Annotated in this window: 17 protein-coding genes; 5 read left to right on the forward strand and 12 right to left on the reverse strand. The window is 66.4% G+C overall.

Translation table 11 applies throughout. The annotated features are described in order from the left end of the window. Positions 1–34 precede the first annotated feature (34 nt). The 6 genes from AC5FRZ_RS12465 to AC5FRZ_RS12490 form a co-directional block, all read right to left on the reverse strand. Positions 35–802 (reverse strand): cytochrome bc complex cytochrome b subunit, encoded by a 768-nt coding sequence (locus AC5FRZ_RS12465; RefSeq protein ID WP_493564731.1) that lies wholly within the window; start codon positions 800–802, stop codon positions 35–37. Positions 803–804: 2 nt separating this feature from the next. Then, entirely contained in the window at positions 805–1,608 is an 804-nt protein-coding gene (locus tag AC5FRZ_RS12470; protein ID WP_170095075.1) for a cytochrome b, read from the reverse strand. A 4-nt stretch (positions 1,609–1,612) separates the two neighbouring features. Next, positions 1,613–2,467, reverse strand: coding sequence for a ubiquinol-cytochrome c reductase iron-sulfur subunit (locus tag AC5FRZ_RS12475; RefSeq protein WP_493564732.1), 855 nt, complete (start codon positions 2,465–2,467; stop codon positions 1,613–1,615). Between the two features lie 2 nt (positions 2,468–2,469). Beyond that, entirely contained in the window at positions 2,470–2,886 is a 417-nt protein-coding gene (locus AC5FRZ_RS12480; protein ID WP_170095077.1) for a DUF7318 family protein, read from the reverse strand. Continuing rightward, positions 2,886–3,563, reverse strand: a complete 678-nt coding sequence (locus tag AC5FRZ_RS12485; RefSeq protein WP_372480468.1) for a halocyanin domain-containing protein — start codon at positions 3,561–3,563, stop codon at positions 2,886–2,888. The genes AC5FRZ_RS12480 and AC5FRZ_RS12485 overlap by 1 nt, the downstream gene beginning before the upstream one ends. A gap of 61 nt (positions 3,564–3,624) precedes the next feature. Further along, complete coding sequence (locus AC5FRZ_RS12490; RefSeq protein WP_493564733.1) at positions 3,625–4,488, reverse strand: DUF7319 domain-containing protein; 864 nt, start codon at positions 4,486–4,488, stop codon at positions 3,625–3,627. Positions 4,489–4,602: 114 nt separating this feature from the next. Here AC5FRZ_RS12490 and AC5FRZ_RS12495 point away from each other — a divergent pair, with 114 nt between their 5' ends. Then, a complete protein-coding gene (locus AC5FRZ_RS12495) occupies positions 4,603–5,088 on the forward strand; it encodes a DUF7321 family protein (RefSeq protein WP_153554099.1) in 486 nt (161 codons plus the stop codon). Between the two features lie 19 nt (positions 5,089–5,107). Here AC5FRZ_RS12495 and nth read toward each other — a convergent pair whose 3' ends face one another. Beyond that, the gene (gene nth / locus AC5FRZ_RS12500) at positions 5,108–5,794 is read right to left on the reverse strand and encodes an endonuclease III (RefSeq protein ID WP_170095080.1); all 687 of its coding nucleotides are present in this window, start codon (positions 5,792–5,794) and stop codon (positions 5,108–5,110) included. 110 nt (positions 5,795–5,904) lie between these two features. Further along, the gene (locus AC5FRZ_RS12505; protein WP_493564734.1) at positions 5,905–6,366 is read right to left on the reverse strand and encodes a redoxin domain-containing protein; all 462 of its coding nucleotides are present in this window, start codon (positions 6,364–6,366) and stop codon (positions 5,905–5,907) included. Between the two features lie 109 nt (positions 6,367–6,475). Between AC5FRZ_RS12505 and AC5FRZ_RS12510 the strand changes: the two genes are divergently transcribed. Both AC5FRZ_RS12510 and AC5FRZ_RS12515 read left to right on the forward strand, forming a co-directional pair. Continuing rightward, on the forward strand, positions 6,476–7,009 hold the full coding sequence (locus tag AC5FRZ_RS12510; RefSeq protein ID WP_170095082.1) for a GNAT family N-acetyltransferase: 534 nt from the start codon (positions 6,476–6,478) through the stop codon (positions 7,007–7,009). Between the two features lie 33 nt (positions 7,010–7,042). Continuing rightward, positions 7,043–8,485 carry an RtcB family protein gene (locus AC5FRZ_RS12515; protein WP_493564735.1) on the forward strand — a complete coding sequence of 481 codons (1,443 nt, stop codon included), beginning with the start codon at positions 7,043–7,045 and terminating at the stop codon, positions 8,483–8,485. An 82-nt stretch (positions 8,486–8,567) separates the two neighbouring features. Here the strand turns inward: AC5FRZ_RS12515 and AC5FRZ_RS12520 are convergent, their stop codons facing one another. Beyond that, entirely contained in the window at positions 8,568–9,710 is a 1,143-nt protein-coding gene (locus AC5FRZ_RS12520) for an acyl-CoA dehydrogenase family protein (RefSeq protein ID WP_372480463.1), read from the reverse strand. 86 nt (positions 9,711–9,796) lie between these two features. Here AC5FRZ_RS12520 and AC5FRZ_RS12525 point away from each other — a divergent pair, with 86 nt between their 5' ends. Then, positions 9,797–10,597, forward strand: a complete 801-nt coding sequence (locus AC5FRZ_RS12525) for an RIO1 family regulatory kinase/ATPase domain-containing protein (protein ID WP_208626726.1) — start codon at positions 9,797–9,799, stop codon at positions 10,595–10,597. 6 nt (positions 10,598–10,603) lie between these two features. Here AC5FRZ_RS12525 and AC5FRZ_RS12530 read toward each other — a convergent pair whose 3' ends face one another. Both AC5FRZ_RS12530 and AC5FRZ_RS12535 read right to left on the reverse strand, forming a co-directional pair. Next, complete coding sequence (locus AC5FRZ_RS12530) at positions 10,604–11,485, reverse strand: EamA family transporter (RefSeq protein ID WP_170095087.1); 882 nt, start codon at positions 11,483–11,485, stop codon at positions 10,604–10,606. Positions 11,486–11,546: 61 nt separating this feature from the next. Next, on the reverse strand, positions 11,547–12,143 hold the full coding sequence (locus tag AC5FRZ_RS12535; RefSeq protein ID WP_170095088.1) for an NAD(P)/FAD-dependent oxidoreductase: 597 nt from the start codon (positions 12,141–12,143) through the stop codon (positions 11,547–11,549). Between the two features lie 150 nt (positions 12,144–12,293). On the opposite strand from AC5FRZ_RS12535, the gene AC5FRZ_RS12540 reads away from it, so the two are divergent. Then, positions 12,294–14,249: a methyl-accepting chemotaxis protein gene (locus AC5FRZ_RS12540; RefSeq protein ID WP_493564736.1), complete on the forward strand. Its 1,956-nt coding sequence runs from the start codon at positions 12,294–12,296 to the stop codon at positions 14,247–14,249. Positions 14,250–14,282: 33 nt separating this feature from the next. Here the strand turns inward: AC5FRZ_RS12540 and AC5FRZ_RS12545 are convergent, their stop codons facing one another. Further along, positions 14,283–14,762 carry an SRPBCC family protein gene (locus AC5FRZ_RS12545; RefSeq protein ID WP_208626730.1) on the reverse strand — a complete coding sequence of 160 codons (480 nt, stop codon included), beginning with the start codon at positions 14,760–14,762 and terminating at the stop codon, positions 14,283–14,285. Positions 14,763–14,811: the final 49 nt, after the last annotated feature.

A 14,811-nucleotide genomic window follows, 5' to 3' on the forward strand; every position in this document is an offset into this window, starting at 1 on the left:
TCGGGCGAGACGGCGACAAAAGAGCGACGGCGAGTTACTTCGGCGGTCGCAGCCGGTAGTAACGACGGTTGAGGTTGAACATGTACCCCTCTCGCATCGTCCGGAGCGCGGCGTAGGTGATCGCTCCGCAGACGATCGGGAACAGGAAGCTCAGGTCGAGCAGGAGATCCGACCCCATGGGGATGAGGTTCTGGACCGACAGCGCCGCGATGGTCAGGCTGAAGACCACGCCGGCCATCCCGACGGCCGCCCAGAACGGCTGTTCGACCGGTCGCCGCGCCGAGCCCTTGTTGAGGAAGGGGACGATCGCGACGATGCCGACGACGACGACGTTCGCGATGACGCCGTACATCCGGTCGCTCATCAGCTTCTGGCCGCCGAGGAGACTTATCTCCGGATTCAGACTCTGGATCTTCAGGAGGCCAAAGGACCAGTAGAGATACCAGTCGGGCAGGATGATCGCCGGGGTCTGGTTGGCGTTGGCCGGGTGGGGCATCTCGGGGGGGAGTGCCGCCGAGAGGAACAGGATCATCCCCACGAAGAAGGAGGTGAGCGCGAGGTTGCGCATCATCTCGTGGGGCCAGGCCGGGAACGCCAGCACGTCGCGCTCGACGTAGTCCGACTGCTGGCGCAGATCCTGATCTTCACGCCGGGACCGCTCGAAGTACTCGTAGGTCAGGCGGGCGAGTCCCTCGGTTCGTTCCTTGCGCTCTCGCCACGTCGGCGTCTCGTCGTCCGGCGCGACGATGCCTGTACCGGAACCGTCCGTACGAACGTCGTCGTTGGTGTCGTTGTCGCTCATGATTAGTGTGGTTCAGCGATGCCCTGCATCCAGACGATACCGATGTGGACTGCGATGATCGCAGTCGTGATGAACGGCAGGAAGAACACGTGCAGGATGTACATCCGTTGTAACGTGCTCTGTGACAGGGTGAACCCGCCGAACATCAGCTGTGCGACCCACTCGCCGATGAGCGGGATCGACAGCGCCATCTCGACGCCGATCTGGCCGGCCCAGTAGCTCAGCTGGCTCCAGGGCAGCAGGTAGCCCGTGTACCCGAACACGAGCGTCAGCGAGATCAGCACGATGCCGATGATCCAGTTGACCTCACGGGGTTCCTTGTACGCGCCGGTGAAGTAGACCCGGAGCATGTGGAGGAACACGGCGGCAACCATCACCTGCGCGGCCCAGCGGTGGATCGAGCGCAGGAGGTACCCGAGGTTGAGTTCGCCCATGATGATCTGGACCGACTCGTAGGCGACCGTCGCGGTCCCGTCGGAGGCGGCCGCAGCCGGTGCGTAGTAGAACCCGAGCAGAGCACCCGAGATCGCCGCGACGACGTAGGAGATCGTCGAGAACGATCCGAGCGCGTACAGCGGGTACCAGTACCAGAACTTGTTGTCGAGGTTGTACTGTTCCGTGTGGCTCTTTGGCATCTGCATGTTGACCTTGTAGTACAGGTCCTCGAGCAGTTCCAGGTAGTCGACGATGCGCAGTCGCTTGTCGAGCCACAGCAGCGCCGTCAGGTAGATGGATTCGAGCGTCGTCAGCTCTCTGGACTCCATCCACCCTTTGTGGTCGTGGTCGTCTTTGCGTTCTAAACTCATTGTTCTATAGTGGCCGCGGCAGCGCGGTGAAGGTCACCTGTGTCGGGCTGAAGGGGTCGTACACCGACTGGTGGCACTGGCAGTACACCTTGTCTTCGGCGTTGTACGCAGCAGCGCCCGACAGCGTCTTGTAGCCAGGGTTACAGCAGAAGTGGGTACACTTGTTGACCCAGGCCATGAAGGACTGTTCGGTCGCCTCGGCGAAGTACTGCTGGACCGGGCCCGGAACGCTGGAGTACTTGCCCTCTCCGTTCGCGATCTTGGGGACCTCCGGTGATCGGAGGACCTGAACGGTGATGCTCTGTACGTCACCATCGGACCGCCAGTTCGCGGTCGCGGGTTTGCCCAGTCCATCGCTCCCGATGTCGTTGCCCCACTCCTCGTAGTTGTCGAACATATCGACGGTGAGGGGGTCGCCGTCGGAGTACTCGGACTGCCAGTCGTAGTCACCGGTCGCCATGGTGAACGTGTTGTTCTGATCGGCCTGGGGCTGGACGCCCTCTGCCGTCTGGAGCCCGCAGTACTGGAGCATCTGCGAGGAGTAGGGGATCCCGCTCCCGCCGAAGTCGTCCTCGATCGCGATTCCACGCTCGGGGTCGTACTCCGGCCAGAGGCCGTTCAGTTCCCCGTCTTCGATCGTGATCGGGATGATCGGCATGCCGCGTGGAGCCGGACCTGCCGTGTTTTCGATCGCGACGTACGTCGACGAACCGCCACCGACACCGCCCGACGACGTGGTACTGTCGAGGGCTGCTGCGCCGCCAGCGCCGACGCTCGACAGCGTCGCGCTCCCGACGACGCCCTTGACGAACCGTCGACGGCCGGATTCGGCCGGATACTTGTCTTCGTCTAGTGGCATAGTTATTTCTTGTAGTAGGGGTAGACCGCTCGCTTGATGCTCTCGATGGGATCGTCGCCGCCGAAGGACTCGCCGTCGACGTCTTCCTCGCGGATGTAGAGGTCTTCCCACTTGCGACGGCGCTTCTTGACGATCATCACGTCGGGGAGGAACTCCTTGCGATACAGTAGCATGATGAACGCGAGGTCGACGAAGATCACGGTCAACACGCCACCCATGAACATGTTGGCGTTGATGATCCGTGGCGTCAGGGACGGCCCGACGCCAGAGGCCCAGCCCGCGAGGATGCCGTAGGTGAACAGGCCGACGAAGACGACCTCGATGATCGTCAGGAGGACGATCCCCAGGGCCGCCGCTGTACTCTCTCGTGGCTGCTCGTAGCGATGGATGTCGCCGTAGTTAGAGCCTGTCGATGACATCAGTTGTTCCCTCCTTTGGTGTTGGCCGATTCACCGTACTTCAGCAGGTAGAACGTAAAGATCGTCGAGACGACCATCGCGAGACCCGCACCGATACCGACCCAGTGGGGCTGGATGGGCACACCGGCTTCCTCGGGGTCGAGCGTCTCGACGCCACCGCCCTCGCCGCCAGAGCCACCGCCCGCGGTGGCGTAGTCGGTCCCGACGACGATCGCCCCTTTCATGTTGAGGCTCTTGTGCGGGGAACAGTAGTACGGGTAGATACCGTCCTCTTCGAAGGTGTGTTCGTACTCGACACCGGTCGTCTCGACGGCGCTCCCGGAATCGAGTGGACCTTCGCCCTCGGAGACGACGTTGTGTCGCCCGCCTTCGCCGGTCCACTCGAACTTGACGGTCGCGCCGTTGTCGACGTGGATCGCCGGTGGGCCGAAACCGAAGGCACCGCTGTTTGCCTGGGTGCCGACCTTGACGGTCGCCGAATCCTGGCCCGTCGCGTCGACGGTTTCGCCGTCGAAGTTGCTCACGCTGCTTAACCAGTCGCCGTAATCCGGTGGGCCGCCACTGCTGCCGCCATCGCCGCCTTCCTCTTCCTGGGCGACGGCAGCGCCGGTGGCGCTGGCGGCCGCGGAGGCCCCAGCGACACCCCCGGCAGTCCGGACGAACTCCCGCCTATTCATAGACGTGCGAAACTCAGGACCGAATTTGTATAAACCCACCGAATACCGCCAGCAGGCACCGTTATCCTTCGTGTTGCCCGTCCTCACGCTGCCCGGAACCGTCGGGTTCCAGCGCCGGCACGAACTCCGGACGCTCTCCGTCCGAGAGGCCGATCGCCCGGAGCCGATCGCGGTACTCCTCCGAGCGGAACTTGTCCGAGAGGCGGGCGTTGGCGACCACCAGAAAGAGCACGAGCGCGATCGCCAGGAACGCCAGTCCGGCGACGATCAGGAGGACCGGGCTCGCACCTTCACCGCCGATCTGACCGGCGGCGGCCAGGATACCGCCGCCGATCAGCACGAGTCCGGCGAGCAACTGAACACCGGCGATCAACTGGAGCATCCAGTTGCCCAGTTCGTTGCCGCCCTCGGGGACCTCCTCCGGTTCGGGGAGCGGATCGTCGCTGGGCGGTTCCGGCACGTCGTAGTCGTCCATCGAACAGAGCGCGACGGTCGGCTTCACGTCGCGCAGCACCGTCCCGTGTCCCTCGACGGTCCCGTCGGGAAAGACCAGCGCGTACCCCTCGTCGGAGTAGGCGAGCACGCGCTGGGGGTCCGTGTGGCGTTCGACGCGGGCGAACACCTCGCGCGTGGCGACGCGCGAGCGGAGGTCGTCGGCCACCCGATCGAGCAACTCGCCACCGGTGATCCAGCTCTCCTCCTCGAAGGCGACTTCCCACTCTTCGGCGGTCATCTTCGCCATGTCCTCGGGGCCGAAGTCGTCGAAGTCGTACTTCTCTTCGACTTCCGCCCGGAGCGCCTCGACCGACGCTTCGTCGGTTGCTGGCCCGGACGACTGCTCGTCGTCGGCGTCGATCCCGCTGTCGGCTGTCGCCCCCTGCTGGTCGGCTTCGTCTTCCGGCGGCGTCGATTGCGGGTCGGCCATGTGGCGACGCTAGGTCCCAAAGGCTCTTGTGCTTTCTGACATCACCGCTGTCGCCGTCCGGCAACGGGACCGCGGCTCCGGCACGTTTTAGCGCGGGCTTTCCCTAGGTGGGGTATGCCGGTCTCCGACGCCCTCGTCGCGACGATCGTCTTCCTGGCTGTGACCGCGAGTCTCCCGTGTTTCCTCTACGGCGCGTACTACATCATCGAGACCGAGCCCGTCACCTGGGGCGTCCTGATGCACCACCTGAAGTTCGTCGTCACCGGCCTCGTGTTGACGACGGTGCCGATGCTGGGCTGGATGCTCCCCCGGCTGCCCGACCAGTTCGGCGGGCTCTCGGCGCTGCACGCCGTCCTCGGACTGCAGGCCTACGCGATGCTGCTGTTCGGGATGACGGGGATCGTCCGCATCTTCGGGGCGAAGTACGAACACGACCTCTACGAGGAGTACGATCAGGAACTGCTGCTCGACGAGATCGGGGGCGACCGGATGGACCACTGGCGCAGTCGCCTCCGGATCGGCGTCTTCGGCTACGTGATCTTCTGGCTGCTCGCCTACGTGGTCGGCGTCGTTCGCTACGTCATCAGATACCTGCTGTGACGGGCCGACGCGCACTCGATCACGACCAGGGCTCGCCGCTGGCGAGGTCCACGTCGCCGTCGCCCTTCTCGGACGGACAGATGTCGGCCAGCACGCAGTCGCCGCAGTCGGGATTGCGAGCGTCACACACCGCGCGGCCGTGGTCGATCAGCAGGTGCGTGAACTGCTGCCACTCCGACTCGGGGACGACCGGCATCAGGTCTTCCTCGATCGCTTCGGGGCGCTCTTCCTCGGTCAGTCCCAGCCGTCGCGTGATGCGCTGGACGTGCGTGTCGACGACGATCCCCTCGACCACGTCGTGGCCGTGCTGGAGCACGACGTTGGCCGTCTTGCGCCCCACGCCCGGCAGGTCGGTGAGTCCGTCCATCGTATCCGGCACCGCCCCGTCGTACTCCTCGACCATGATCTGGCCGGCCGCCGTGAGGTAGCCGGCCTTGTTGTTGTGGAACGTGATCCCGTAGATGTCCTCGGCCAGTTGCTCCTCGTCGGCCTCGGCGTAGTCACGGGCGGACTGGTACTTCTCGAAGAGGTCTGCGGTCACTTCGTTGACCCGTTCGTCCGTACACTGCGCCGAGAGGACGACGGCGACGAGCAGCTCCAGTCGACTGGCGTAGTTCAGCGAGATCGCGGAGTCGGGATACTCCTCGTGCAGTCGCTCGATGACTTCCTCGGCCTGTGCCTCCCGCGTCGCGAGCGTCGTGCCCATAGGCGTGGCTCGGTCCGGCGCGGCTTGAGCGATTCGACTCCGGCATTCGTGACGATCCCTGTGACGGCTACGGGTTCGACGAGCGGAACGCCAGTCTCGCTCTCGACAGTTCAGATCGATTCGAGCGCCGCGAGCACGTCGTCGATCGGCGGATCCGCGGCCGGGTCCTCGGCCCGCCACGCGAACCGGAACCGACAGGACCGGTCGACGACGAACAGTGCGCGCCGGGGCCGCCAGCCGTCGGGCGTCTCCGCGAGGGCGTCGTACCGCTCGGCGAAGAATGCGTTCGGGTCCGCGAGCAGCGGGAACGGGAGATCGAGGTCCGTGGCCAGCGCTTCGACGGTGTCGAGGTCCGCGATCCCGACGCCGAGCACCGAGAGCCGGTCGATCGATCGCGACCAGTCGACGGCGGCGAGATCACGGAGGAGCGCCGTCCCGGACTCGTCCGCGCCGAGGAAGGCCACCACGACCGGGGCCTCGTGGGCCGCCGCGGAGAGGCGATAGGTCTCGTCGCCGTCGGCGAGCGGTCGCGGGAGGTCGAAGTCGGGAGCGGGGTCGCCAGCGTCGAGCATACCCCGACGGAGGAGCGACCGGCACAAGAAAGCGCGGTGTGTCCAAAGACGCGGTAACACACACCACGCCGGGGAAACACTCAGGTGTGTCTCGCCGGTGGGTTGGCGTATGCCCGGCCCACTGTTCATCGACGGCGACGGCGTCGAGTTGCGGACGATCGAACGAGAAGACCTCGACTTCTGTCGGCGGACGCTGAACGATCCGACGGTCCGTCCGGGACTCGCCGCGACCGATCCCCTGACCAGCAGCGCCGAAGAGGAGTGGTACGAGCGCCACGTCGTCGAGGGAGACGACGTACACCTGCTGGTCTGTGACGACGGCGAGCCGGTCGGGACCGTCGGCCTCAACGGCGTGAACGAGACCTTCGGCAACGCGGAGCTTGGCTACTGGATCGCCCCCGACTACCACCGGAACGGCTACGCGACGGCGGCGGCCCGAGCCCTCGTCGACTACGCGTTCACCGAGCGGCGGCTCCACAAGGTGTACGCCAACGCCTTCGCGTTCAACGAGGGCTCTCAGCGCGTCCTCCAGAAGGTCGGCTTCGAGCGGGAGGGCGTCCACAGAGAGCAGGCGTTCGTCGACGGCGAGTACGTCGACGTGTACCGCTACGGCCTCCTGGCACCCGATCACACGGCACCGTGAGGTTCATGCGCGCGAGCGGAGTACCTCTCGCGTATGATCGAACTGACGGGAGACCACACCACGGCTCGGGTCATGGTCGAGGACGAGTCGCTTGTCGAGGAGAACTGCCTCGACCAGATCCGGACGCTGATCGACCACCCCGCGTTCACCGAACCGGTCCGCGTGATGCCAGACACCCACTGGGGAGCCGGCGCACCGATCGGCTTCACGATGCCACTCGGCGAGCGCATCGTCCCCAACATCGTCGGCGTCGACGTGGGCTGTGGGATGGCCGCGACGAAGCTGGGTTCGACGCTCCCGCTCTCGGACGCCGAACGCGAGCGCCGCGTGCGCGATGTGATCCCGATGGGCCAGGCCGTCCACGACTACGACGACGCGGTCCACCTGATAGAGGCGTTCCCCTTCGAGCGGGCCAACGAGGTCTTCGAGGCGTTCGCGGCCAGCTTCGAGGAGCGGTTCGGCACCGCGATCGATCCCCTGGAGTTCGACTTCGACGGCTACGACGCCGACTACTTCGAGGACCTCTGTGAGCGGGTGCTGGCCCAGCAACGCCAGAGCATGGGCTACGTCATCCGGGGCGTCGGGACGCTTGGCGGTGGCAACCACTTCGTGGAGTTCGCTCGCGCCCAGACGACCGGGGACTACTGGCTGATCGTCCACAGCGGCTCGCGATACCTGGGCAAGTCGGTCGCCGAGTACTGGCAGGGCAAGGCGACCGAGCGGCGCAACGTCGCGACGATCCGCGAGTCGCTTCCGGAGCGGTACCACGAGTACCTGAAGTTCGACCCCACGGCCGTCTCGGATCGAGACCTCTACGAGTGGGTCACCGGCGGCAAGGGCGAGTCTCACCTCCGGAAAGACGCCATCCGCGAGGCGTTCGACGGCGGCGAGATCGAGGACGTCTTCGACCGCCTCGGCGACCTCCGGCCCGACAGCGGCGACCGCAACACCGATCTCGACTACCTGGCGGGTCGCGAGGCCCACGGCTACTACGTCGACATGCTGTTCGCCCAGCAGTACGCCCGCTGGAACCGCGCGGTCATGTCCGACCGGATCTGCGAGGCCATCGGCGTCGAGCCCGTCGAGCGGTTCCAGTCGATCCACAACTACGTCGACTTCCGCGACCTGACGATCCGCAAGGGCGCGACGCCGGCCCGCGAGGGCCAGCGACTGATCGTCCCCTTCAACATGGCCGAGGGGTCGCTGCTGGCACGCGGGCGGGGCAACGACGAGTGGCACGACACGGCCCCCCACGGCGCGGGCCGCGTGATGGGGCGGGGCGAGGCCCACCGCACCGTCGACATGGCGGACTTCGAGGCGGCGATGGAGGGGGTCTACTCCGAGTCGGTCGTCGAATCGGTCCGCGACGAAGCCCCGATGGCCTACAAGTCCGCCGACGCCATCGCCGACGCCATCGAACCGACCGCCGAGGTCGAAGACTGGCTCGACGCCGTCCACAACCTGAAGGCGAAGTGATACTACCGGCTGTGAATCTGTGACCGATTTCGCCACCCCGAGGTGGCGAAGCTCGTCACGAAGTGACAGCCGGCAGTACGAGTTACAGTCCCAGTTCGCGTCCCAGCACGAGCCGCTGTATCTCGCTGGTCCCCTCACCGATCTCCATCAGCTTGGCGTCCCGGTAGAACCGCTGGGGTGCGAAGTCGGTCGTGTAGCCGTACCCGCCGAGCACCTGGACGGCGTCCTCGGCGACCTCCCGGCAGATCTCGCTGGCGTCGAGCTTGGCCATCGAGGAGAGGCGTCCCACGTCCTCGCCCTGATCGTACTTCGTCGCGGCCTTGTGGGTCAACAGACGGGCGCGTTCGATCTTGCGGTCCATCTCGACGAGCATGTCCCGGACGGCGTCGAACTCGCCGATTGGCTGGCCGAACTGCTCGCGCTCTTTGGCGTATTCGAGGGCGGCTTCGAACGCGCCCTGTGCAAGTCCCACGGAGAGGGCGGCGATGGAGATACGCCCGCCGTCCAGCGTCTTCTTCGTCTGCTCCCAGCCGTCGCCGGGCTCGCCGAGGAGCCGGTCTGCCGGAATCCGGCAGTCGTCGAAGCGGATCTCACAGGTCGGGGACGCGTTCAGCCCCATCTTCTCCCACTCCGTCGTCACTTCGAACCCGTCGTCGGCCTCGGGATCGACGAGGAAGGTCGAGATACCGTCGTAGCCCGCACCCGGTTCGGTGACAGCCTTGACGACGAGCGAGCCCGCGACCGAGGCGTTGGTGATGAACTGCTTGGTGCCGTCGAGGACCCACTCGTCGCCCGCTCTGGTCGCGGTCGTGCTCATGTCGCTGGCGTCGCTCCCGCTCTCTGGCTCGGTCAGCGCCCAGCCACCCAGATACTCGCCCTCGGCCAGGGGCCGGAGCCAGCGCTCGCGCTGTTGGTCCGTGCCGAACAGCTCGATCGGCTTCGAGGCCAGCGAGACGTGGGCGGCATAAGAGAGCCCGATCGAGCCGGACACCCGGCCCAGTTCCTCGGTCACGAGGGCGTACATGAGCTGGTCGCCGCCCAGTCCGCCCCACTCCTCGTCGATGGGGACCCCCATCACGTCGAGTTCGGCCAGCTGATCGAAGATCTCGGCGGGGAAGCGGTGCTCGTCTTCGATCTCCTGGGCGATGGGTTCGATCTCGGCCGCACAGAACTCCCGGACCGAATCGCGAATCATCCGGTGTTCGTCGGGGAGGGTAAAGTCCATGTCGCTGCCTTCGAGGCGAGCGAACATATAGCATGGTGACGGCTGGCGTCAGAACCGCTTTGAGTGTGGCCCCCCTCGGTACGCTCATGGCGTTTCGACGGTTCCTGCGCGGTCGCGTCCCCTGGGAGACCCTGGAGGGCGTCGCCGGGGAGATGTGCGAGCGGTACGACGAGCCGTCGGTTCGCGTCGAGTTCCTCGACGCGGACAACTGGCTGTCGACCCCGATGGCCGTCGACGATCGCTGGTTCGTGAAGCTGATCACCGAGCAAAACTCCCTGGTCCACGCGCTGTTGACCGCCGGCCGGAACCTCGGGGCCTTCTCCTCGGGGACCGAAGGCTTCTTCGAGCACTTCGGGACGCCCTACGAGATGGCCGACCACGAGCTGGCGGCGACCCGAACCATGCGCGAGCTGGGAGTGAACGCGCCCGAGCCGATCGAGGCCTTCGAGTACGAGGGCCACGGGGTGCTCGTACTGGAGTACATCCCCGACTTCGCCGTCCTCGAAGAGCTGTCGGACGAGACCGCGAGCGACCTCGCACCGGCCGTCTTCGACTTTCTCCACCGGATGCACGACGCGGGGCTCGCACACGGGGACTTCCGGGCCGAGAACGTCCTCGTCGCCGACGGCGAACTGTACTTCATCGACGCGACGAACGTCCGTGACGGTGCGATCGACGACGCCCGATCCTACGATCTCGCGTGTGCCCTGGGTGCGTTGACGCCCCTGACCGGCGGGCGGCGGGCCGTCGACGCGGCCGCCGACCACTACACGCCCGCAGAGTTGCTCGCGGCCCGCGAGTTCCTCGATTTCGTCAACATCCGGCCGGACCACGACTTCGAGGCCGCCGGACTCAAAGGTGAGATCGAGAAACTCGCAGAGCAGTAGCGGCGATCACTCCGACGACCGCGCGGTCAGCGTGATCCCGGCCAGGACGACCGCTCCGCCCGCGACGGTCCACGACGACGGCACTTCCGTGAGCAAGAGCAACGCCAGCAGCGCGCTGCCCAGCGGTTCGCCAAGCAGCGTCACGCTGACCAGGCTCGATTCGACGTGGGCCAGCGACCAGTTCACGAGCGTGTGCCCGAGGATGCCGGGACCGACGGCCATGCCGAGAAAGAGGAGCCACTCCCGGCTCTCGTAGCCCGTCAGCGGGAGGCCCTGTGCGAGGACGACCGCCAGCAGCGCCAGCGCGGCGACGCCGTAGACGACGGTGACGTAGGGGAGCAGGGGGAGTCGCTGCCGCAGCGACCGGCCGGCGAGGACGTAGCCGGCGGCCATCAGCCCGCCGACCAGCGCGAGGGCGTTGCCGTACAGCGGTCGCGGGCCGACGGCCGTCCCGCCCAGCAGATCGCCGAGGGACATGACGACGATCCCGGCGATCGCGACGACGACTCCCAGAACCGTCCGCCCGGTCACGCGCTCGTTCAGGAGGAGCCACGCGCCCGTGACGACGAAGATCGGCTGGGACTGGACGAGCGTGACGCTGGCGGCGACGCTGGTCCACGAGAGGCTCTCGAACCAGGTCGCGAAGTGCGCGGCCAGTGCCACCCCCGTGAGGCCGGCGGCCAGCAGGTGCCGTCCGGAGAGGTCGCCGAGCGCGTCGGCGTGGCGAGCGAGCAAGAGGGGAGCCAGCAGCGCGGTCGTCAGCAGGACCCGATAGAACGCGGCGACGACCGGCGGTGCCGTACTCCAGCGAATCAGGATCGCGCTCGTGCTGATCGCGACGACCGCGACGGCGAGCGCGAGACGCGGCCGAGAAACACTGTCGCTCACGGCCGTACGTGGAACAGCGATGGCTTGAACGCTGGGAAGTCGGCGAGACGGTGGCCGGCCGTCACTCGGCGTCGGCGGGTACGTCGAAGTCGTGGAAGTGCTCGCCTTTCTCCTTCGAGAGGATGTTCAGCGCCGCCGCCGCGCCGTCGCCAGCCGAGATGACCGCCTGCCACTCTTCCGCTCGGACCATCGCGCCGGTGGCGTAGGCGTCTTCGACGCTGGTCTCCATCGAGACCGTCACGTCGACGGTGTCCTCGTCGGTGAACGCACAGCCCAGCGAGTCGGCCAGCGACCGGTCCGCGCCGGTCGCGAGCACGAGGTAGCGCCCTTCGACGGTCTGGTCGCCCCCGGTCTGGTCGCCGGCCTCGCCGGCCTCGGACACCGCTTCGGTCGTCACCGCGAACCCTTCGGCGGTCTCTTCGACGGCCGTCACTGCCTCGTCTCGCAGCGTGACGCCGAACTCCTCGACCTGCTCGCGAGACTGGGCGACGAACTCGGAGCCGTCCATCGAGTCGATGCCGAGGTAGTTGAACAGGTGTGCCTTGTGCATCCACGTCTCGTCGGTGTCGAAGACCACAGTGTCGAGACCGTTCTTCTCGGTGAACAGGGCACCACTCAGGCCGGCGGGGCCGCCGCCGACGATGACAACGTCGTGCATAGGCAGGAGTTCGCAACAGTGACATAAATAACTCCGGCGACACCGGCGTAACCGGGTGTGCTGAGAGAAACGGTCGGAAACGACCCGCCCGATTATTGGCGCTGATAGCGCGGCCACATCGTTTTTGCTGTCATCTCCCCACGGTCAGCTATGGCGGACATCGCAGCGGGGCCAGACCAGAACCACAGTCGACGAAGTTGGGGAGCGACGCTCCGAGAGTTCGTCGAGTACATTCCGAGCGGCGACACGATTCCCGACGAAACGTGGCGTGGACGCCACCGAAACGTCCTCCTCTTGCTGGTGGCACACGTGCCCTTCCTGCTGGCACTCGGTCTCGCCGACGGAACGGAGTCGATGGTGACGGGCGCGCAGTTGCCCGAGATCCCAGTGACGAACGTCCTCGCGGAAGTCGGCGTCGTCGTCACGCTGGCGATCGTTGCGTGGCTGCCGCTGTTCAAGCGGCGAACTCGGACCGCGCTCGCGACGCTGGGGCTCGTGACGACCTCGGGATTCCTGGTCCACTTCTCGGGGGGCTACATCGAAGCGCACTTCCACTTTTTCGTCGTGATGGCCGTCGTCGCCGTCTACGAGGACTGGCTCCCCTTCGTCCTGGGGATCGGTTACGTCACACTCCAGCACGGCTACTTCGGCATGATCGATCCGAGCCGGGTGTACAACCACGCTGCCGCGATCAACAACCCGTGGGCCTGGGCGTTCATCCACGCCGCGTTCGTCCTGGGCCTGGCCGGCGCGCTGATGGCACACTGGTACTCGACCGAGCGGTCCCGAGAGCAGGCCCGGGAGCAGCTTCAACAGGCCCGCGCCAAGACCGAAGAGGTCGAGGATCTGGAGGCCAAGCAGGCGGAGATCGAGCGTGCGAAAGCCGAGGCCGAGGAGGCGAAAGCCGAGGCAGAGGCCAAACGCGAAGAGGTCGAACAGCTGTACGAGCGACTGGAGGCCGACGCCGACGACTGCAGCGCAGCGATGGCACGAGCGGCAAACGGTGACCTCACCGTGCGCCTCGAAACCGACAGCGACAGCGAAGCGATGGCCCAGATCGCGGTCTCGTTCAACGAGATGATCGCAGAGACGGAAGCGACGATGCAGGAGATCCAGTCGTTCGCCCAGGAAGTCGCGGACGCCAGCATGCAAGCAAACGCCAGCGCCGACGAGGTCAAACAGGCCAGCGAGGGCATGAGCGGTTCGATACAGGAGATTGCGAGCGGCGCGAGCGAACAACGCGAGCGGCTCGCAAGCGTCGCCGACGAGATGACCGACCTCTCGGCGACGGTCGAGGAGGTGGCCGCGTCGGCCGAGACGGTCGCCGACAGATCGCGCGAGACCGCCGAGATCGCCGAGGCCGGCGAGACGACCGCACAGCAGGCGATCGAGAACGCACGCGAAGTTCAGGCCGCCATCGACGAGACGGTCGACAACGTCGAACTCCTCGACGAGCAGATGGCCGAGATCAGCGAGATCGTCGAGCTGATCGGCGACATCGCCGAGCAGACGAACATGCTGGCGCTCAACGCCAACATCGAGGCTGCTCGTGCCGGCGGCGAGAGCGGGACCGGTGGCGGCGAGGGGTTCGCCGTCGTCGCCAACGAGGTCAAGCAACTGGCCGAGGAGACCCAGGAGTCGGCCGCCGAGATCGAACAGCGGATCGAGCGGACCCAGAGCCAGACCGACGCGACCGTCGAAACGGCCCGTAGCGCCGAAGCGGACATGCAGGCGGAGGTCGAGGCCGTCGAAGCGGTCGCCGACTCGTTCCGGCAGGTCGCCGAAAACGCCGAGAAGACCGACGACGGCATCCAGCAGATCAGCGAGACGGCAGACGACCAGGCGGCAAGCACCGAGGAAGCCGTCTCGATGGTCGAAGCGGTCGCAGACATCAGCGAGTCGACGGCAGACGAGACCGAGAGCGCGTCCGCGGCGGCCCAGCAACAGGCCGCGTCGATGAACCAGGTCAGCACCAGCGTCGAGGCCCTCAGCGAGCAGGCCGAGCGCCTCCAGTCGCTCCTGGCGAAGTTCGAGGTGAACGCGACGGCGACGGACGGCGGGACCGACCCAGGAACGGACGGGACCCGCGACGCTGGCCGCCGCTGACGCGGACCCCCGTTCGAGCGCGATTTTCGGAGACTACTCTAACAGCTGCTTCGTGGTCCGGTGTCGGTAGCGAAACATCGGCTCGAAGCCGACGTAGGCGAAGGGACCGATCGCTTTGCCGAGCGGGCCACCGGGGAACTGGTACTCGATCCGATCGTGGACCAGCGTCGCGTCGCCCTCCGCGACGAACCGGTGGGTGTGCAGCCAGTGGGCGAAGGGTCCCTCGGTCATGTGGTCGCGGAACATCGCGTGCTCGTCGCTCTCTTCGCGGGCGACGATCTCGGAGGTCCATGTCTGGCGCGGTCCGACACCCAGCGGCCGGACCGACGAGACGATGACGGACCCTTCCGTGAGCACGTCGGGATCCGGTTCGCCGTCTGGGCCGCGTGACTCCTCGATGACGAGGTTCATCCAGTCCGGCGTCAGGGCTTCCAGCCCGTCCCCGGTCGAGTGAAACTCCCACACGTCTGCCAGTGGCGCATCGACGCGAACCGACCGCTCGTAGACGCTCATGTGACGCCCTAGGCGGGCAACGGTGAAAAGCGAGTGGTCCGCGACAGCC

It is taken from the genome of Halomicrobium sp. HArcht1-1 (assembly GCF_058933285.1).

What these genes read in the sequence shown, in the direction of transcription:
- AC5FRZ_RS12465 (WP_493564731.1), bottom strand. Translation starts at nt 802, where the DNA reads ATGAGCGACAACGACACCAACGACGACGTTCGTACGGACGGTTCCGGT.
- AC5FRZ_RS12470 (WP_170095075.1), bottom strand. Translation starts at nt 1,608, where the DNA reads ATGAGTTTAGAACGCAAAGACGACCACGACCACAAAGGGTGGATGGAG.
- AC5FRZ_RS12475 (WP_493564732.1), bottom strand. Translation starts at nt 2,467, where the DNA reads ATGCCACTAGACGAAGACAAGTATCCGGCCGAATCCGGCCGTCGACGG.
- AC5FRZ_RS12480 (WP_170095077.1), bottom strand. Translation starts at nt 2,886, where the DNA reads ATGTCATCGACAGGCTCTAACTACGGCGACATCCATCGCTACGAGCAG.
- AC5FRZ_RS12485 (WP_372480468.1), bottom strand. Translation starts at nt 3,563, where the DNA reads ATGAATAGGCGGGAGTTCGTCCGGACTGCCGGGGGTGTCGCTGGGGCC.
- AC5FRZ_RS12490 (WP_493564733.1), bottom strand. Translation starts at nt 4,488, where the DNA reads ATGGCCGACCCGCAATCGACGCCGCCGGAAGACGAAGCCGACCAGCAG.
- AC5FRZ_RS12495 (WP_153554099.1), top strand. Translation starts at nt 4,603, where the DNA reads ATGCCGGTCTCCGACGCCCTCGTCGCGACGATCGTCTTCCTGGCTGTG.
- nth (WP_170095080.1), bottom strand. Translation starts at nt 5,794, where the DNA reads ATGGGCACGACGCTCGCGACGCGGGAGGCACAGGCCGAGGAAGTCATC.
- AC5FRZ_RS12505 (WP_493564734.1), bottom strand. Translation starts at nt 6,366, where the DNA reads ATGCTCGACGCTGGCGACCCCGCTCCCGACTTCGACCTCCCGCGACCG.
- AC5FRZ_RS12510 (WP_170095082.1), top strand. Translation starts at nt 6,476, where the DNA reads ATGCCCGGCCCACTGTTCATCGACGGCGACGGCGTCGAGTTGCGGACG.
- AC5FRZ_RS12515 (WP_493564735.1), top strand. Translation starts at nt 7,043, where the DNA reads ATGATCGAACTGACGGGAGACCACACCACGGCTCGGGTCATGGTCGAG.
- AC5FRZ_RS12520 (WP_372480463.1), bottom strand. Translation starts at nt 9,710, where the DNA reads ATGGACTTTACCCTCCCCGACGAACACCGGATGATTCGCGATTCGGTC.
- AC5FRZ_RS12525 (WP_208626726.1), top strand. Translation starts at nt 9,797, where the DNA reads ATGGCGTTTCGACGGTTCCTGCGCGGTCGCGTCCCCTGGGAGACCCTG.
- AC5FRZ_RS12535 (WP_170095088.1), bottom strand. Translation starts at nt 12,143, where the DNA reads ATGCACGACGTTGTCATCGTCGGCGGCGGCCCCGCCGGCCTGAGTGGT.
- AC5FRZ_RS12540 (WP_493564736.1), top strand. Translation starts at nt 12,294, where the DNA reads ATGGCGGACATCGCAGCGGGGCCAGACCAGAACCACAGTCGACGAAGT.
- AC5FRZ_RS12545 (WP_208626730.1), bottom strand. Translation starts at nt 14,762, where the DNA reads ATGAGCGTCTACGAGCGGTCGGTTCGCGTCGATGCGCCACTGGCAGAC.